This is a genomic window from Sphingobacterium sp. BIGb0116 (genome assembly GCF_024808035.1).
Lineage (GTDB): Bacteria > Bacteroidota > Bacteroidia > Sphingobacteriales > Sphingobacteriaceae > Sphingobacterium > Sphingobacterium paramultivorum.
Genome location: NZ_JANUDT010000009.1, coordinates 238043 through 256442, shown reverse-complemented (window position 1 = coordinate 256442; position 18400 = coordinate 238043). Strand labels below are relative to the sequence as shown.

Genomic DNA, 18400 nt, shown 5'->3' with positions numbered 1-18400 from the left:
TCGATCCTGATTAGTTGATCCCATGCATCATTTTTTTCAATATTGGATTCAAGACAATTAATAGCAATGCCGTAACCCCAGGAACTATTGCAAATATCATAAAGAAATAGGACATCGAATGCTCTTCTGTAATGCGATCAATGTATGAGCCTAAAAATCCACCTATAAAATTGGCAATTGCCGAAGCACAGAACCAGCAACCGAAAAGAAGCCCTAAAAATTTCTTTGGGGAAAGCTTACTAACATAAGACAAGCCAACAGGTGAAAGACAAAGCTCCCCTGCTGAATGAAAGAAATAGGCGATCACCAACCAAATCATACTCACAGACGCTGTCTTTGCTCCTTGAGGAATCTCGCTCGCCCCATAAGCTAATGCTGCAAATCCAATTCCCACCAATATTAAACCTAGCGCAAACTTAACTGGTCCCGAAGGATTCCAGACCTTCTCCCAAAATTTGCTAAATGACGATGCCAGTGAAATAATAAAAAATGCATTCAATATTTGAAACCATGAGGCCCCAACTTCCGATCCGGTTATTCCAATTTCTCGAAATACTTTCCATAAGCCCAAGCACCAAATGATACCAAATGAGACAGCGGTAAATAAAATAGTCAATGGATACTGTTTATATATTTTTCTAGCCAATGCTGTTAAAACGATCGTCACAATAACGATAGGCACAATAGTCAAAATAGTATCAATCCATTTAAATGTCACTGCTGAACTTCCAGACAGGACTCTTTGTGTATAATCCTTTGCAAAGATAGACATGGATCCGCCCGCCTGTTCAAAAGACAAAAAGAAAACCACACTAGCCAACATAAATATGGTGACAACGATTAACCTATCACGGACAACATGTGCAGGAATGACCTCTTCCTCCTCTTCGTGATTTTTGATCTTTTTTTCATGGTAAGCCTGAAGTGCTTTCGGTGAATCTCCGATAATTCCAAATATCTTTTGTCCAAAATAGAATTGCAACATACCAAAGAACATAAATACTCCAGCAAGCCCGAAACCATAATGCCAACCAATTTTTTCGCCGATATAACCGCATAGAAGCATTCCCAAAAATGACCCGGCATTGATGCCCATATAGAATATGGTATACCCTGCATCTTTTTTAGGACTTTGATCTGGATAAAGATTTCCCACCATAGAAGAAATATTAGGTTTAAACATCCCGTTACCCAAAATCATTAACACAAGACCGAGATAAAAGAAATTGGAATTCACACCCTCAAATGCCATAGACAGGTGCCCCAATGTCATTACCAAAGCGCCTATCAAAATCGCCTTCTTAAAACCGGTTAGCTTATCCGCAATCATTCCACCGATCAATGGTGTTAAATAGACAAAACCAGTATACAAACCGTAAAGTTTCATGGCACGTTCGTTACTCCATTCCCATCCTCCATCAGCAAGGGAACTTATTAAAAATAAGGTCAACAATGCCCGCATACCGTAGTAACTAAACCGCTCCCACATCTCTGTAAAGAATAGCACAAATAATCCGGCAGGATGCCCATTTACCATCTTGTCATCGATCCCCTGCTTAGCAAGATGTGCTACAAGAACTTGATCTTTTTCTTGATTCATATAATTTCAATAATTATTTTATAACTCAGGTTTTGTTTTTATTTTGATAAAAATCGCTTGAAGATACACTATTTTTCTATGAATTAATCAATTCCATGCATCATCTTTTTTATTTTTTTGTTGGCCAGAATAAGAAATACAGCAGCCACCATAGGAATTACTGTAAATACAGCAAAGAAATATGACATGGAATGAGATTCTGTAATCTTATCAATATATGACCCAATAAAACCCCCTATAAAATTAGCTATGGCATTGGCACAAAACCAAAAACCAAACAATAACCCCAGGAATTTTTTTGGCGATAGTTTACTGACATAAGAAAGTCCGACCGGACCAATACATAATTCGCCCACTGTATGAAAAAAGTACGCCAACACCAGCCAGATCATACTAACAGAGGCCGTCTTTGCACCGGTAGGAATCTCAGAGCTTCCAATAGATAAAGCTGCAAAACCGACTCCAACCAATGTCAGTCCCATTGCAAACTTAATTGGACCAGAAGGATTCCACACTTTCTCCCATATCTTACTAAATGATGTGGCCAGGGTAATGATAAAGAAAGAATTTAACATCGGAAACCAGGATACAGTAACTTCTGAATTCATACCATAATATTCCCGATAAACTTTCCAAAGGCACAAAGACCAAATGATCACAAAAGAAATACTCGAAAAAAGTATGATCATAGGGTATTTACGTACGATTTTCTTCGCTAAAACAAACAGTACGCCAGTAATTACCACAATCGGCAAAACCGTCAATGCAGCATCCAACCATTTAAATAAAACCGCCACTTCACCACTCAATACCCGTTGTGTATAATTTTTCGCAAAGATCGTCATCGAGCCACCTGCTTGCTCAAAAGCTAAATGGAAAACAATACTTGACAACATAAAAATGGCTATTACCAGCAAACGATCACGAACAATATGCTTTGGATTTTCTTCTTCTCCGGCTGCAATATCGGTTAACTCTTCTTGTTTCTGGGGTGTATTTCCAATTTTTCCGAAGATGGGCTGCGCAAAATAGAACTGCAACATTCCCAAAAACATAAATACTCCGGCAAGCCCAAATCCATAATGCCAGCCGATCTTCTCACCAATATAACCGCATAGCATCATACCTAAAAACGCTCCCCCGTTGATGCCCATATAAAAGATGGTATAACCCGCATCCTTTTTACCTCCTTTATCCGGATATAATTTCCCTACCATCGAAGAAATATTGGGTTTGAACAAACCATTTCCCAAAACAATCAGCACCAAACCCGCCAAAAAGAAGCTTTTATTAAATCCCTCTAAAGCCATAGCGATATGTCCCAGCGTCATAATTATAGCTCCGACCATAATGGATTTTTTATATCCTGTTAGGCGATCGGCTATAATCCCGCCGAACAGTGGCGTTAAAAACACCATCCCGGTGTACAAACCATAAAGCTTCATGGCCTCGGAGTTGGTCCAACCCCATCCTTGTTGGGCAATGGTAGAAACCAGAAAATTTACCAACAGTGCCCGCATACCATAATAGCTAAAACGCTCCCACATCTCTGTGAAGAATAATACAAACAAGCCGGCAGGATGCCCTTGTACCAATACATGTTCCGCCCCTACTTTTTGCAAATGGGTTTCAAGAACAGCATTTTTTTCAAAATTCATGTTTTTTTTAGTCGTTATTTTTCAAAATAAGGTAGTGCGATTTCCATTTATAAAATATACCATCGGTAAACGGAAAAATCCGATGATCCTCTACACAAAGAAAGAGGTTGTTCACTCGTCTTCATATACTCAAGCAAGATAGTGAAGATTTTAATAGGTTTCTAACGAATGGACTGCAGTTTTTTTCGTTGTTGCATCCGAGCAACACTTCAATTAAAACCTATTTAACGAGCCGAGTTCCTTCCATTTCCTGAAAAGAACTCGACTAGTTAAATATTAGATCAAAGGGCGCAAACGTTCCAGTAATTTTTTAGTAGCAAAAATACCCTCTTCTTCGCTCAACTTACTTCCCTCATATTCAATCCCCACATAACCTTTGAATTTTGCTTTTTTAACAATCTTCAACATACGCTCATAGTCAATTTGCGTTTCATTTCCATTGGCATCAAAATCATGTGTTTTGGCACTCACACCATGTGCATAAGGCATTAGATCCGTTACACCTTGATAACGATCATACTCATAGAAATTACCAAGATCAGGTAAACTTCCACAATACTTACTACCCACTGCTTTTAATGTATTAGCCAACCAGTCACCATGTGAAGAGATACCACCATGGTTTTCTACAATAATGCTAATCCCCGCTTTTTTACCAATATCAGATAGCGCTGTTAAACTTTCAACAACACGTTTACTCACTTCCTCAGGAGTCCCTTTTCCAGCCGCATTGACACGGATTGCATGACAACCTAAGAAATTAGCTGCAGAAATCCACTTATAATGGTTTTGCACGGCTTGTTTTCTCTTTGTTTCATCTTCATCACCGAGATTTCCCTCACCATCAATCATAATGAGTACATTACGTACACCATTATCTTTTGCACGCATATTTAGCTCAGTAAGGTAATTATTATCATTAGCCTTATCCTTAAAAAACTGATTTACATATTCCACCCCATAGATACCGTATTTTTTGGCAGCCAATACCGGAAAATCCAAATTGTTCAAATCTCCCTTGAACAAGGATTTATGCAATGACCATTCAGCCAAGGAAATGTCAAACCAATCTTTCTTTGCTGCCGCAAAACTCTCCAAAGAGGGAGCTAATGCTATACCAGCAGACGCTAGTGCAAGGTTTTTAAGAAAATCTCTTCTTGAATTCATGTGTTTAGATTTAATGTGTTATTTAAATATTTCCCCAGCCAGTAGTCAACACATCAACGAGGTGCATCGTCTGAATGGGTAATTTATGTTTATCGATATAAGATTGAAGCTGTAGCAAACAAGATGAATCAGTGGAAATAATATAATCCGCATTCAGATCAAGTGCATTGCGCACTTTTTGCTCAGCCATTGCTGCGGATATTCCTTCGAATTTAACGGCAAAACTACCCCCAAACCCACAACATGTCTCGCTATCTTTCACCTCCACCATCTCCAAACCTAAGACCTTACTCAATAATTTCCGTGGTTCCTCTTTAATCTTGCACTCTCGCAAAGCCGAACAAGAATCGTGGTACACCGCAACACCCTCAAGCTCAGCTCCAAAATACTCTTTTTTTAGCACGTTTACTAAAAAATCAGAGATTTCCATAACCTGTTGCTGTATTTTATGACACTGATGGGAATCGGCCGAATTTGCGAATAAATCATTATAAGCATGTCGTACCATACCAGTACAAGACGCCGAAGGAGAAATAATCACATGATCTCCTGAGAAATCACCTAAAAACTTCCGTCCGACCTGTTTTGCATCATCCCAAAATCCAGCATTATAGGCAGGCTGGCCACAGCATGTCTGCTCAGGATTATAGACAACCTCGCAACCGACCTTTTCTAATAAACGAGCCGTATTAAATGCGGTCTCAGGGTAAAGCTGATCTATAAAACAAGGAACAAAAAGTTCTACTTTCATATGCAATTCAATCAATAAAATTAAGATTTATTGGATACTAATATCCGGATCAAAAGTAACAATCCAATTACAAAAAATAAAGAAAGAACCAATGCCGAATATCGTATATTATGTGTAACCTGTTCTATAAACCCGAATGAGAATAATCCTATAACTATAGCAACTTTTTCTGTGACGTCATAAAAAGAGAAGAAAGCAGTCGTATCTTTGATATCCGTCGGAATTAATTTAGAATAGGTTGAACGCGATAAGGACTGAATCCCGCCCATAACTAAACCGACCAATGCAGCAATAATATAAAACTGAAGTGGAGTAGATAAATAAAAGGCCGAAATACATATGCCTATCCAGATCATCACCACAACGATCAACACCTTAATATTCCCAAAAAGCGTAGATAAATAAGACATTAAAAATGCACCTAAGATAGCTACGAGCTGAATGAGAAGAATTGTAGCAATCAACCTTTCTGCGCCTAAATGCAAAATTTTCTCCCCAAAAGAGGAGGCTACAATCATCAAAGTCTGAACACCAATTGCATAGAAGAAAAAAGCCGGCAAAAACTGCTTTATTTCAGGAATACCTTTGATTTTTTGGATAACATGGCCGAATTCATCCCGTACATTCTGAACAAAACTCTTACCTGTGTTATTCTCGGTTGCATCGATTTTAGGCAGGTATTTGAAAGGAATCATTGAAAACCCAAGCCACCACAATCCGACCATTAGAAACGATATACGGGCCGGTAGTGAAGCATCTGTAATACCAAACCATTCAGGCTTAAGCACCACTATAAAACAAAGAATCTGTAAAGTGACACAGCCAATATAACCATAAGCAAAACCTTGCGCACTCACCTTATCTTGTTGATCGACTGTCGCCAAAAGCGGCAAATAGGAATTATTAAACAAAACACCGCCAATATACCCCATCGCTGCAAGCACAAAACAGATGATACCAATTTCCAAAGTTTCAAGCTTGAAGAAAAATAAGCACATACATGCAACTGCTCCAACATAAGTGAAGAATTTCATAATCTCTTTCTTTTTTCCTTTTGCATCAGCGTACGAAGAAATAAAGGGCAAAGAAAAAGACATCAACAGATAGGCAAAGGCCAAAGAAAAATTAGAAAGTGCGGTATTGACGACTTCAATCCCAAAGAAACGAACAACATCACCATGCTCTTTTGTGGTAGTAATTGCGGTATAGTAAACAGGGAATATCGTGGAAGTAATAACAAGGTTGTAAGCAGAATTGGCCCAATCGAACATGGCCCAAGAACGAATCAATTTTTTATTGTTTTTTACAATTGCTTCCATTTAAATTGGCTTAATAAGTTTGACGAATATAAGTAATTATTTTAGCCATTTCTTTACGAATTGCACTTGCTCGATCATCTATATAATTATTGTTCATAAAAGAAAATGCCAAGCGCCTTCCTGTCCGTGTGATCAAATAACCACTTTGATTATAGACAGATGTAATCGTTCCCGTTTTAGCAAAAACAAACGGTTCTCCGAGATCTTTGCTATAGGTACGTTTTAGGGTACCATCTACACCTCCAGCCGGAAAAAGACGAAAACGTTCCTTCTCATCCGGCAACTTATTTTTCAAGACGACCAATAGATCGACATTATTCTGGGGAGTCACTTTGTTATAGGATGATAGTCCCGATCCATCAAAAATAGCAACCTCAGCTGAAAAGTATTTATAAACGTTATTCTTCATCCAGTCCCGCACCAAGTAAGTATCAAATTGACCGAATTGTTTCCACGAACACATCATTAAAAACTGTTCAGCAATAAAATTATCACTTGGCAACATCATTTCACGGATTAAATTTTTGGTACTGCCTGAATAGAGTATCTTGGTATTGCTTGGTTTTTGGTAAGACAATAAGGTCACGGATTTACCTAGACTATCCGACAATAATTTAATAAATAAGCTATCAGAATAGATAAATGGAACCTCATTGACATAACCGCTCGGAACGGGACGTTTGGACATCCAAAAAGAATTTTCACGAAATGAGCGGGAAAGTTCAAAATCACCTACCTTAGGTTCCGGCAAAAAATCCAGTGAATTTTGAAAACTCGCTGGAGAGGTCGATAAATAATTATAACCTTTTTGACGAAAAGTGACCACATTGCCATAAATAGGAAATGTACTGATTTCAGGCTGATAGTAAGCTTCAAAATCTTCCATAGCCCAACCATGTGCAAAGAACTTATTTTTCATTTTCCCTGGTACAACAAAAATGCGTTTATTCGTATTTTTCAAAAAGTTATACACTACCCTGGTATCTAACCGATTATGCAGAAACGTCGGATCACCTGTCCCCCAGATAAGCAGCGAGTCTCCGCGTTCCACATACTCCAAACCAGGTATTGAATCGCCCAACAGTGCTAGAGCAGCATAGGTGGTATACATTTTTGTATTGGAAGCCGGTGTAAAATGCTTATTGCCGTTTATGTCCATCACATATTTATTGGCATTTAGGTCATACAAAGAAAAACCAACAAAATGATCATTTAATATTTTAGATTCTTGAAATAGCTGATAAACATCCTCAAAGCTCTGAGCCTTCGCTACAAAAGTAGCCGCTGGCACAAACCAAAGCAGCAACAATGCACTTAAAATTTTTTTCATCAGTTCAAACATACAAAAAACTGCAAGAACTCCCTTTCGTCTATTGCCAAAATTCAGATACAAATCCTATAAAAAGGAAAGGGAGAGACATTGTCTCTCCCTTTCCTTTTTAAAACTATCAAAAATTAATATCCTGTATTTTGTGTCAGAGCTCCACCACTTCTGTCAATCTGCGATTGTGGAATTGGGAAGTAATCATTTTGTGGTTTATAGCTTAAGCCTTTATAGCGGGCCATAAAACCACCTTCAAACGTTGCGTAGCTTTCCAATACAGTTTTCGCCTCACCCCAACGCACGAGGTCATAGAAACGATGTCCTTCCATCGCTAATTCTAAACGACGTTCAAAACGAACAGCTTTGCGCGCATAATTTTGGTCTGGGAAAGAAGTATAGGGTTTAACAACATATACTGCCGCTGCTACATTATCGCCAGTCGTTTTAGGAGGTAATTTTGCGGCACGCTCACGAACTGCGTTTACCAGATTCATTGCTGCACCTAAATCTCCTAATTCAACCTGACATTCAGCTGCCATTAAAACGACATCAGCTAAACGAATAATATTAACATCCAAGTCAGTAATATATGCCGCTCCTGAGGCAGTATGTGTTGCATGCAAACTCTTCGGAATCATTGTTTTTATACCAACAAATGGTCCACCCGAGCTCACCTCACGAATCCATGCATCACCTGGCATGACACCATAATCATAGAAATTTACACCTCTACGGCCAACCGTATAATCTAAACGTGGGTCAAAACGAAGTGTAATATCAAGTTTATATGTTTTTTTTGCGTCATCAGACAAACCGAAATCTGATTTATATGGATTATTTCGATAAGAACCATCCAACAATGGTAATCCACTTGCATCGACTTTATACGCATTAACCAAATCAATGGTCGGCTGATAGAAACCACAACAACCTACAGGATTACTTCCATTTAATCCAGACAACATATCACCAACATTGGCATTATCACCAGATCCATCTGGATTAATCACATGTTTAGATACCAGTAATGCCTCCGGGCCGTCTTTTGTAAGTACATCAAAGTTATTTTGGTACGGCATCGTACGTAGATCCTTTGCACCAATAACTTCCTTAAACAAAACTAGCGCATCCGCATATTTTTTCTGGTAGAGGTAAACTTTACCCAAATAAGCTTTCGCGATATTTTGATCCATACGTCCGGCTTGGCTATTGATTTTTGCCGCTGGCAAATTAGCTATTCCTGCTTTTAAATCGTCAATAATCTTCGGAAGTATATCATCCTTATTCGGTTTCGTTTTAGCCTCATCATCTGTTGTATTCTCATCAACATACGCTAGATTTTTAAAAACACGCCATAAATAAAAATAATAGTGCGCTCGCAACACTCGGGCTTCACCTTCTATTTCCTTCGCACGTGCAGCCGTTACCGTTTTTCCACCTGCTTGGTCAGCCTTCAGAATACGTAACGTATTATTTGCCCTTAATACGCCCTCATAATAGACTTCCCACATTTGACTCAGGTTGTCATTCGAACTATTTGGCGTATGAAATTCGATCATATTCATGTTCGGTTGATCGGTTGCCTCAGATCCTTTATGTGCATTATCTCCAGCAACTTCACCAAACAACCATTGGCTAGGCGCCGAAGAGTAATTCCCCCAGGTACCGTTGACATTGCCGTTTAATATACCATACGCCCCAATAAGAGAGGCCTCTATACCTTTTGAATTTACAATCTGAGACTCAGGCAATTCAGCTTGCGGATCACGCTCCAAAAAAGATTTTCCACAAGAGGCTAATAAAGTCAATGATATACCTAAAACTGTAATTATATTTCTTTTTTTCATTTCAATCAAATTTTAACTTAAATCACTAAACCCTTAAAATCCTAGACTAACACCCAACATATATTGACGAGCCTGTGGATACACACCAAAGTCTACACCCAAGGCTGGGTAAGTCGATGGAGTAGCCGTAACTTCTGGATCAAGCCCCTCATATTTAGTAATTGTAAACAGATTTGTTACCCCCACATAAGCACGGAGTTTCTTGATACCGGTATTATTACCAAAAACCCGATTGGTATCGAAGTTATAGCCAACTTGAAGGTTTTTCAGTTTCAAGAAACTTGCATCCTGTACATAGTAGCTCGAAGAAGCATACTCATAAGGTGAAGCATTTCTAACTTGAGAAGGGATCATGCTACCGCTATTCGTTGGACTCCATTCATCCAATACGCGCGTACTTTTTTGACCTCTAAACACACCAAAATCTGTAAAATACCGCGTAGCTTCATAGTTTTGATTACCCTTTGAGCCATAGAAGTAGGCCATAAAATCAAAGTTTTTATAAGCCGCATTGATATTGAATGAATACACAAAATCAGGATGTGGGCTACCTATAACGGTACGGTCACTTGCATCAATTTTGCCATCACCATTGACATCCTCAAATTTAAGTCCACCAGCTCTCGACTTTCCATCCTCATATTTAGCGACACTCGCATTGTTGATATCTGCTTCCGAATAAATACCAATTACTTTATAGCCATAGAAAGCACCAAGAGGTTCTCCAGGTTTTAAGATGGAGGTTTCCATACTTCTAAAACTACCGTACACTTGTTGGGTTACTGATGGTGCCAAAGAAACAATCTTGTTCACGTTACGTGAAATAGTAGCGGACAGATCCAATTTAAATGCACTTTCTTGACGTCTACCGTAATGATAATTCAATGAAAACTCGATACCTTTATTTTGCATATCACCAATATTTACATAAGGCGATCCGGCCCGGCCTGCGGCAACAGCAGGTAAAGGCAACAGGTACAGCATGTCTTTCGTCTTTTTATTGTACCAATCGAAAGATCCATCAAAATCACCTTGTGCGAGGGTAAAATCCACCCCAATATTTAATGCGGATACTTGTTCCCATTTCACGTCCGGATTACTGTAGGCATTGTGCCACATACCGGAAGTCAAACTTCCGTCAATGGGATATGAGGATGAATTAATAGCGACCTGATAGCGATTCAGATATTGATTGGCTGGAATACGTTGGTTCCCCGTCACACCATAACCAGCTCTGATTTTTAGATCCGAGATCCATGAAACACCTTTCATGAACTCTTCCTCCGACAAGCGCCAAGCTGCACTCGCTCCAGGGAATGTTCCATATTTATTGTTCGGCCCAAAATTAGAAGAACCGTCACGACGCACTGTTGCACTTAAGATATACCGATCTTTGTAGGAATAATCCACCTTTCCAAACACCGAAAACAAGGAACCTACAGAACCGCTACCTTCACTGACGCGACCGGTTGAAGCGGCATCCAAGTAAAGGTAATCAAGCGATGACATTGTAAAAAAGCCATTTCCTTTTCCTCTTATCTGCCTATTTCTATTCTGAATAGCTTCCGTACCAGCGAGAATGCTCAACGTATGCGCCTCATTAAATGTTTTTTTATAATTTAAAGTATTTGTCCAAGTCCATTCTTTATTCAGTCCAAAAAATTCATTAATTCCGTTGTTAAAACTTCCTTCTGTAAACTCAGGGTTTGGATAGGTATAAGATACACCATTGTAGTTTTCATACTTCATACCAAAACTGCTACGGAAGGTTAATCCTGAGACAATATCAAATTCCCCAAAGACATTCCCGAAAAACATATTGCTCTTATTTTTATTATCCTTGGCACGATAGGCGATAGCAACAGGATTTTCGCCATTACCATACTGTCCGCCAACAGATCCTGCAAAATTTCCGCCCTCATCATATACAGGAATGATATTATGAATACGATACGCAAAACCTAAAGCACTACCTTCACCGATATAGTCCCCGGCAGTATTGGTATTTACCCCCATACCAAATCCTTCCGTAAAACTATATTGCATATTTTCGCCGAAACGTAGTTTATTATTAAAGGCAGAGAAGCGTGTGTTTGAACGAAGATTATATTTTTCAAAACCGGTATGAATAATCGTTCCTTTTTGTTTCAGATAACCGCCCGAAATCGCATAGGAAGCATCTTCACCACCTCCTAAAACGCTAAGTTGGTGCGACTGAGTAGGCGCATTTTGGGATAAAGCATCAAACCAGTTGGTTCCGGCCTTATTTGCTTTAGTAATTTGATAAAAATCGCTTCGGCTACTCGCATCGTACTTATATTTTGACATATCCACGTCTGCGGCTGTAATCACATCTTTCCCGCCCACTTTAGGTCCAGCAATAAGGTAATCAGGCATCACATTGTTTGTGCCGTCCAATCTGTTTTCAATATCCAATGTTTGTTGTGGAGACAACATTTTTGGAAAACGCCCACTGTTTGGAACCTGCACACCATAATAAGAGTCAAGGCTAAATTGAGGTTTTCCACTTTTACCGATTTTTGTGGTAATGATGACAACACCATTATTTGCACGTGAACCGTAAATTGAAGCTGCTGATGCATCTTTTAAGACCTGCATCGTCTCAATATCATTTTGATTCAACCAGCTTAACTTTCCTTCATAAGGCACTCCATCAATAATGTAAAGCGGCTCGTTGTTGTTGATCGTACTGTAACCACGAATTTTGATCTGTGGTGTAGAACCAGGGGCACCATCGACTACGATCTGAACACCTGTTGCCCGCCCTTGCAACGCCTCAACAGCACTCGCAGCCGGGGTAGTTTTCAATTCCTTCACATTGACAACGGCAACAGCACCAGTTAAATCTTTCTTACGCTGTGCCGAATAACCTGTGACAACAACCTCTTCCAAGGCATCTTCTGAACCGCTTAAGGAAATTGAAAGATCAGCTTTCGAAGAAACAGTAACTTCAGTACTTTTGTACCCAATATAACTGATAATCAACACATCGCCCACTTTTGCTTGAATGGTAAATGCACCATTCTCGCCGGTTGACGTCCCGTTACTGCTCCCCTTGACTTTCACAGATACACCAGTAATACCTTGACCTGTAGCAGCATCCTTCACGACCCCCTTGATAGGTGTCTGTTGTACGCTCCTTGTTTTGATTAATGAAACGACTTCAACTTTGCCATGGCTAGTTAATCCACTGGCAAATCCATGAGTGGTCATTCCTCCCCCAATGAGAAGAGAACTCATAATCAGAAACCTCTTATTGAACTTTTGGCCCAATATGAGATCAAAACAGCAATTTTTGTCCGTTTTTTTCATCATAATTTTACTAAATAGGTGGTTTAAAAAAATTTATGTTTACGCTTTAGTTGTTTTAGTTGATATTGGTTATTATTTAAGTTTTTGGTCATTTTTTTAGGTCTGACGACAACAATGCTATATTATTGGCAGATTCAGGCCCCTTGGTTATTCATTTTTTTCTAATTTGGTTATTTTTCCAGAAATGTTAAAATCTGTTAAATAAATGTAAAGAATAATAAATGTAAAAAAAAAGGAAAAATCTTAATTAATTCACAAAGCGCTATAAATCAAGTTATTGTATTTTATACACTAAGTTACAATGCAATACTATTGTTACACAAGTACATCCTTTTGTTTTTTATATCCGGAACGTTTCCCAAAATTCAATATGCATTGTCAAATATTCCGCAAATAGGTCCAAATAAGCTAAAAGCTCCTTATATTTGTTGTTGATGAATGTAAGTAATTTATTAGAACGGGCGCTCCGATTTGAGTTCCTATCCAAGGAAGAGGGTGTTTTTTTATATCAAAACGCACCTACAGCTGATTTGACTTTCGTAGCCAATGAATTGCGTAAGATACAAGTGCCACATGGTAAAGTAACCTGGCAGATCGACAGAAATGTCAATACCACCAATGTGTGTATTGCAAATTGCAAATTTTGCAATTTTTTCCGTCGCCCTGGTCATGAAGATAGCTACATTACCGATATTGAAAGCTACAAACAAAAGATAGAGGAAACTTTTAAATACGGTGGCGACCAACTGCTGCTGCAAGGTGGCCATCACCCGGATTTAGGTATTGAGTTTTACAAAAACCTTTACAAGCAATTAAAGGAACTTTATCCTACGCTAAAACTACATTCTCTCGGCCCACCTGAAATTGCGCATATTTCCAAGTTGGAGAACATGAGCCATATTGAAGTTTTGACACAATTGAAAGAAGCAGGACTAGACTCGCTACCTGGAGCGGGGGCTGAAATTCTCAATGATCGTGTGAGACGGCTTATATCAAAAGGAAAATGCGGTGGTAAAGAATGGTTAGATGTTATGCGGGCAGCCCATAAAATCAATCTACCAACTTCTGCCACCATGATGTTTGGTCATATCGAAACGATAGAAGAACGTTTTGAACATTTGGTGTGGATTCGCGAAGTACAGGATGAAAAACCTCAGGAATCCCATGGATTTATTGCGTTCATCCCTTGGCCTTTCCAAGATGATGGCACCTTATTGAAAAGACTGCGCGGTATTACCAATAATGTAACGAGCGAAGAATATATCCGCATGATTGCCTTAAGCCGCATTATGCTTCCTAATATTAAAAATATACAAGCTTCCTGGCTCACCGTCGGAAAGCGCACAGCGCAATTATGTCTGCACGCTGGAGCGAACGATTTCGGCTCAATTATGATCGAAGAAAATGTTGTTTCGGCAGCTGGTGCACCACATCGGTTTACGTCAAAATCTATACAGGAAGCTATTTTGGAAGCTGGATTCAGCCCACAACTACGAACTCAAAAGTATGAGTTTCGCGAACTACCAGCCCATATGGTCGAACAGGTCATTAACTATTAATACGATACATTGAAAGACGTCATAAGAAATATTGAAGCAATTATATTTGCTTCTGCGGAAGGAATAGATCTTGCCGATATCAAACAGATTTTGCAGGAAGCCTTAGCCATCGAAGTATCCAGGGAAGAGCTACGTGACTTGATTAAAAAAATTGAAACGAAGTACCAGGACGAAGACTATGTACTCGAATTACGCTATATCAACAACGCCTATCAGTTTTTGACAAAAGCTGTTTATCATGAATCGATACAACAGCTCCAAAATCACAATAACAAGCGAAAACTAAGTCAATCAGCACTAGAAACGCTCGCAATCATTGCCTACAGACAACCGATAACAAAATTAGAAGTGGAGCAGATTAGAGGTGTCAGCTGTGATTACTCTATTCAACGGTTACTGGAAAAGAAGTTAATCAAAATTGCTGGAAAAGCAGATAGTATCGGAAAACCATTACTTTATGCAACAAGCCAGCAGTTCATGGATCACTTCGGAATCAATGGTGTGAGAGATCTCCCTCAATTGAAAGACATCGTTACCGAGGACAATGCGATTGGCGAAACAAATGAATAAATAAAATAAAATAAATTTTTATTTTCAAAATACAATTCAACATACTGATTAACAGAAAAATAAAGCTTAATATTTTTTTAAAAAAAAGTTTTAAAAAATAGTTTTCTTCTCTAATTTTACAACATTGAATAAGAAACAATAAAGTATTATTTTATGAACACGGCAACTTTAGCTAACGAAGATCTTGAAGAAGTAAAATTCGCATCTTTCAACGGTCCTGATGACGATGATGATGATTTCGATGATGATTTCGATTTACCTGAAATCGACTCGATTGGAGGATTGGATGACTTCGATGATGACGATGAATTTTAATATTTTAGTGCGATATAACACTACCTATTAAAACACCAGAGTATCATTAAAAAATAAGGCGTTCAATTTGATTGAACGCCTTATTTTTTACTTTACTTGATCGATCAATTTATGTAATTCCATCTTGGGAATCATTCCGCTTTGTCGCCATACCTGTTGGCCATTTTTGAACAACACGAAAGTAGGCACGCCACTTACCTTATAAATCGAAGCAATTTTTGGATTCTTATCCACGTCAATCTTAATGATAGACAAATCATCTTGATAAAATTCCTTTACATCCTGTAAAACCGGCGCCATAGTCTGGCAGGGACCGCACCACGTCGCAAAAAAATCCACCAAAACCAGCGAATTTGATTGAATAATCTGGTCAAAAGTAGCCATTATTGATTCTCCTTTACTTCTTCTTGCAATGCCTTATACCCACCTTGGATATTGCATATATGTTTAAATCCTTTAGCACTCAAAATAGATACAGCTACTGCACTCCTATAACCTGATTGACAGTGTACATACAGCTGTTGATTGTCTTTTTTAAGCGTAGAACCAAAATTAACGAAATCTGTTAATGGAATATTCATTGCATTGTCAATATGTCCATTACCAAATTCTTTATCTGTTCTTACATCCACAATATGACCTTGATCTGATCTTTTCATGAATTCCCCTGCACTGATATTACTCAACGAGACTACATCTTCGCCACTTTTCCAAGTTTCAATGCCGCCTTCTAAAACCCCAATAATATGGGTATAACCTAACTTTAATAAATGATGATAAACCGTATCTTGACTATCTATGTCTGTAATCAATAAAAGCTTTTGGGCTTTATTGGGAAACACGTGCGCCAAAAAGTGATCAAAAGGACCTTTAAAGCCTATATTTATTGATTTAGGTACAAATCCTTGTAGGAATATATCGCCAGGTCGCGTATCAAGAACTTGGATAGCTGTTTCACGACGCAATTTTTTAAATTCTTTCAACGTTAGTCGTGGTAAATCTGAAGCGGGTTGCGACATCTCGACCTGATGACTCTTCGATTCCGCATGTAATTGCATTTGACCATTAAACAGTACTAAACAAACCCCACATAATGTGATAAAAACTCTACGCATATATTTTACTATTTAAAAGGAATAAGCAGCTTTTCCAATTCCTCAATTTTACCATTGTATATATTTAAGTCCACATTGCCCTGAATCCCTCTGACAGTACCTTTTTCAGAAAATTGCCAAAAAGCCCAATGGTCTTTGGGGTTCTCAACCCAAAAGTTATAATTTGCAATCCACAACGTATAAGCTGCAAATTCCTTTTCCAAAAAGTCACTATAAAACTTATCTCCGGAGTAAAGAATGGGTTTTACTTTGTAGTGGGCTTCGACTTCTTCAAGCCAACGTTTTAGCCCAACTTTCAAGCTATCCATAGATTGTTGTTTTGGATGCTCCTCAATATCCAAGACCGGCGGAAGATCGCCAGACTGTAGTTTAACCTTCCGAATAAAATTCTTCGCTTGCTTGACCGAGTTCTCATTGGGTCTAAAATAATGGTAGGCGCCTCTCAAAACTGCCCTATTTTCCGTTTTACTCCAATTTCGACTAAACTTATCATCAATTCCTTTTTCACCCATTGTCGCCCTGATAAACACAAAATCTATCGGAAAATGATCATTGATTGTGCTTACCTTTTGCCAATCTATTTCTTCCTGATAGGTAGACACGTCTATGCCAAACACCTTATCATCGTGCTTGCTCATAATCTCAATATTACGAATATCATATTTAGCTTCCTTCGTCAGAGACTTGTCTTTGGAGGTAGCCACGCGAAAATAGTATATAATTCCAGCCCGATAATGCCACACAACAAGACAGAGGAAAAGCACCAGCATTCCTGCTATCATCCAAATCCACTTTGTTCCACTAACTTGACTTCCTTTTGTACTTGTTTTCTTTCTTTTTGATCGCTGTTGTGCCATAGCACGATGAAGTTACGGCAATAGCAATTAACTCGCAAAATTTTCGCAACAATTTATATTTTTGTGTATGATCGTATACAACCCCAAAGACTGGCTTTCGGCAACTTTCAAGTTGCATAAATCAGATACCTTCAAAAAGTTACTGCCATTTCTTGTTTTGATAGCGTTTTATTCCTGGATGATTGCCTTTCTTGAATTGGAATACCTCAAACTAAATGAAAAGAGCTGGGTCAAAAACATTACCATTGTCCACAACCTACTCGGTTTTGTTATATCGCTTTTACTGGTATTCCGAACAAACACGGCCTATGACCGCTGGTGGGAAGCCAGAAAACAATGGGGTACATTGACCAATGTTAGTAGAGCCTTTTCGTACAAACTAAATGCCATGCTGGATGTAGATGACAAAGTGAATCGTAGTTTTTTCAGAAAGGCAATCCCCCTATTCGCAGAAACACTATACGATTTTTTAAGATCGGATTACACCAAGTTTATGCTCGACGAAAACGAACACCCTGAGTTAAAGGCTTTGGATAATAAAAAACATGGTCCGAACCAAGTCTCTACCATGATCTTCCACAAAATCAATGATCTATATAAAGAAGGAACTATAACTGGCGATCAGCTTATTATCCTTAATGAGGAAATTATTACCATGACACATGTTTGTGGAGCTTGTGAGCGTATTAAAAACACCCCAATACCATTAGCATATAGTGCATTTATCAAGAAGTTCATTATCTTCTATACCATGACCCTTCCAGTAGGTTACGTTTTTTCCATCGGTTACTTTGTTGTGATTGCTGTACCATTCATCTTATATGTTTTAGCATCTCTTGAGTTAATTGGCGAGTCCATTGAAGAGCCATTTGGTATCGACCAGGACGATTTACCGATCGACAAAATTGCGGCCAACATCAGGAAACACTGCCATGAGATTATCCCTGCATAGACTTTTTTAAAAACAATCTAGCTCATTTTCAAA

15 protein-coding genes are annotated in these 18400 nt (G+C 38.6%); 4 read left to right on the top strand and 11 right to left on the bottom strand.

Going from position 1 to position 18400, the window contains the following annotated elements:
• Positions 1-10 precede the first annotated feature (10 nt).
• The 8 genes from M2419_RS20915 to M2419_RS20880 all read right to left on the bottom strand — a co-directional run bounded on the left by M2419_RS20915 (position 11) and on the right by M2419_RS20880 (position 13002).
• Positions 11-1600 (bottom strand): peptide MFS transporter, encoded by a 1590-nt coding sequence (locus tag M2419_RS20915; RefSeq protein ID WP_153844761.1) that lies wholly within the window; start codon positions 1598-1600, stop codon positions 11-13.
• Positions 1601-1683: 83 nt separating this feature from the next.
• Positions 1684-3258 (bottom strand): peptide MFS transporter, encoded by a 1575-nt coding sequence (locus tag M2419_RS20910; RefSeq protein ID WP_153844762.1) that lies wholly within the window; start codon positions 3256-3258, stop codon positions 1684-1686.
• A gap of 276 nt (positions 3259-3534) precedes the next feature.
• Positions 3535-4425 (bottom strand): TIM barrel protein, encoded by an 891-nt coding sequence (locus M2419_RS20905; protein ID WP_088162814.1) that lies wholly within the window; start codon positions 4423-4425, stop codon positions 3535-3537.
• A gap of 22 nt (positions 4426-4447) precedes the next feature.
• Positions 4448-5176 carry a (Fe-S)-binding protein gene (locus M2419_RS20900; RefSeq protein ID WP_153844763.1) on the bottom strand — a complete coding sequence of 243 codons (729 nt, stop codon included), beginning with the start codon at positions 5174-5176 and terminating at the stop codon, positions 4448-4450.
• A 20-nt stretch (positions 5177-5196) separates the two neighbouring features.
• Positions 5197-6495, bottom strand: a complete 1299-nt coding sequence (locus M2419_RS20895; RefSeq protein ID WP_153844764.1) for an MFS transporter — start codon at positions 6493-6495, stop codon at positions 5197-5199.
• A 10-nt stretch (positions 6496-6505) separates the two neighbouring features.
• Positions 6506-7825, bottom strand: a complete 1320-nt coding sequence (locus M2419_RS20890; RefSeq protein WP_228280121.1) for a D-alanyl-D-alanine carboxypeptidase — start codon at positions 7823-7825, stop codon at positions 6506-6508.
• 125 nt (positions 7826-7950) lie between these two features.
• Entirely contained in the window at positions 7951-9666 is a 1716-nt protein-coding gene (locus M2419_RS20885; RefSeq protein ID WP_153844766.1) for a RagB/SusD family nutrient uptake outer membrane protein, read from the bottom strand.
• A gap of 33 nt (positions 9667-9699) precedes the next feature.
• Complete coding sequence (locus M2419_RS20880) at positions 9700-13002, bottom strand: TonB-dependent receptor (RefSeq protein ID WP_227550086.1); 3303 nt, start codon at positions 13000-13002, stop codon at positions 9700-9702.
• 431 nt (positions 13003-13433) lie between these two features.
• On the opposite strand from M2419_RS20880, the gene mqnC reads away from it, so the two are divergent.
• The 3 genes from mqnC to M2419_RS20865 all read left to right on the top strand — a co-directional run bounded on the left by mqnC (position 13434) and on the right by M2419_RS20865 (position 15443).
• The gene (mqnC, locus tag M2419_RS20875) at positions 13434-14558 is read left to right on the top strand and encodes a cyclic dehypoxanthinyl futalosine synthase (protein WP_075994034.1); all 1125 of its coding nucleotides are present in this window, start codon (positions 13434-13436) and stop codon (positions 14556-14558) included.
• Between the two features lie 9 nt (positions 14559-14567).
• Positions 14568-15128, top strand: a complete 561-nt coding sequence (scpB, locus tag M2419_RS20870) for an SMC-Scp complex subunit ScpB (RefSeq protein WP_182330793.1) — start codon at positions 14568-14570, stop codon at positions 15126-15128.
• Positions 15129-15281: 153 nt separating this feature from the next.
• Positions 15282-15443, top strand: a complete 162-nt coding sequence (locus M2419_RS20865; RefSeq protein ID WP_167450446.1) for a hypothetical protein — start codon at positions 15282-15284, stop codon at positions 15441-15443.
• 87 nt (positions 15444-15530) lie between these two features.
• Here the strand turns inward: M2419_RS20865 and trxA are convergent, their stop codons facing one another.
• Genes trxA through M2419_RS20850 form a run of 3 tightly spaced genes read right to left on the bottom strand, consistent with a single transcriptional unit; the run spans position 15531 to position 17415 of the window.
• Positions 15531-15827: a thioredoxin gene (gene trxA, locus M2419_RS20860; protein WP_153846864.1), complete on the bottom strand. Its 297-nt coding sequence runs from the start codon at positions 15825-15827 to the stop codon at positions 15531-15533.
• Positions 15827-16558 carry a rhodanese-like domain-containing protein gene (locus tag M2419_RS20855; RefSeq protein ID WP_153846863.1) on the bottom strand — a complete coding sequence of 244 codons (732 nt, stop codon included), beginning with the start codon at positions 16556-16558 and terminating at the stop codon, positions 15827-15829. The genes trxA and M2419_RS20855 overlap by 1 nt, the downstream gene beginning before the upstream one ends.
• Before the next feature lie 8 nt (positions 16559-16566).
• Entirely contained in the window at positions 16567-17415 is an 849-nt protein-coding gene (locus M2419_RS20850; RefSeq protein WP_145331182.1) for a glycoside hydrolase family 25 protein, read from the bottom strand.
• A gap of 67 nt (positions 17416-17482) precedes the next feature.
• Here M2419_RS20850 and M2419_RS20845 point away from each other — a divergent pair, with 67 nt between their 5' ends.
• Positions 17483-18367, top strand: a complete 885-nt coding sequence (locus tag M2419_RS20845) for a bestrophin family protein (protein WP_153846862.1) — start codon at positions 17483-17485, stop codon at positions 18365-18367.
• Positions 18368-18400 lie beyond the last annotated feature (33 nt).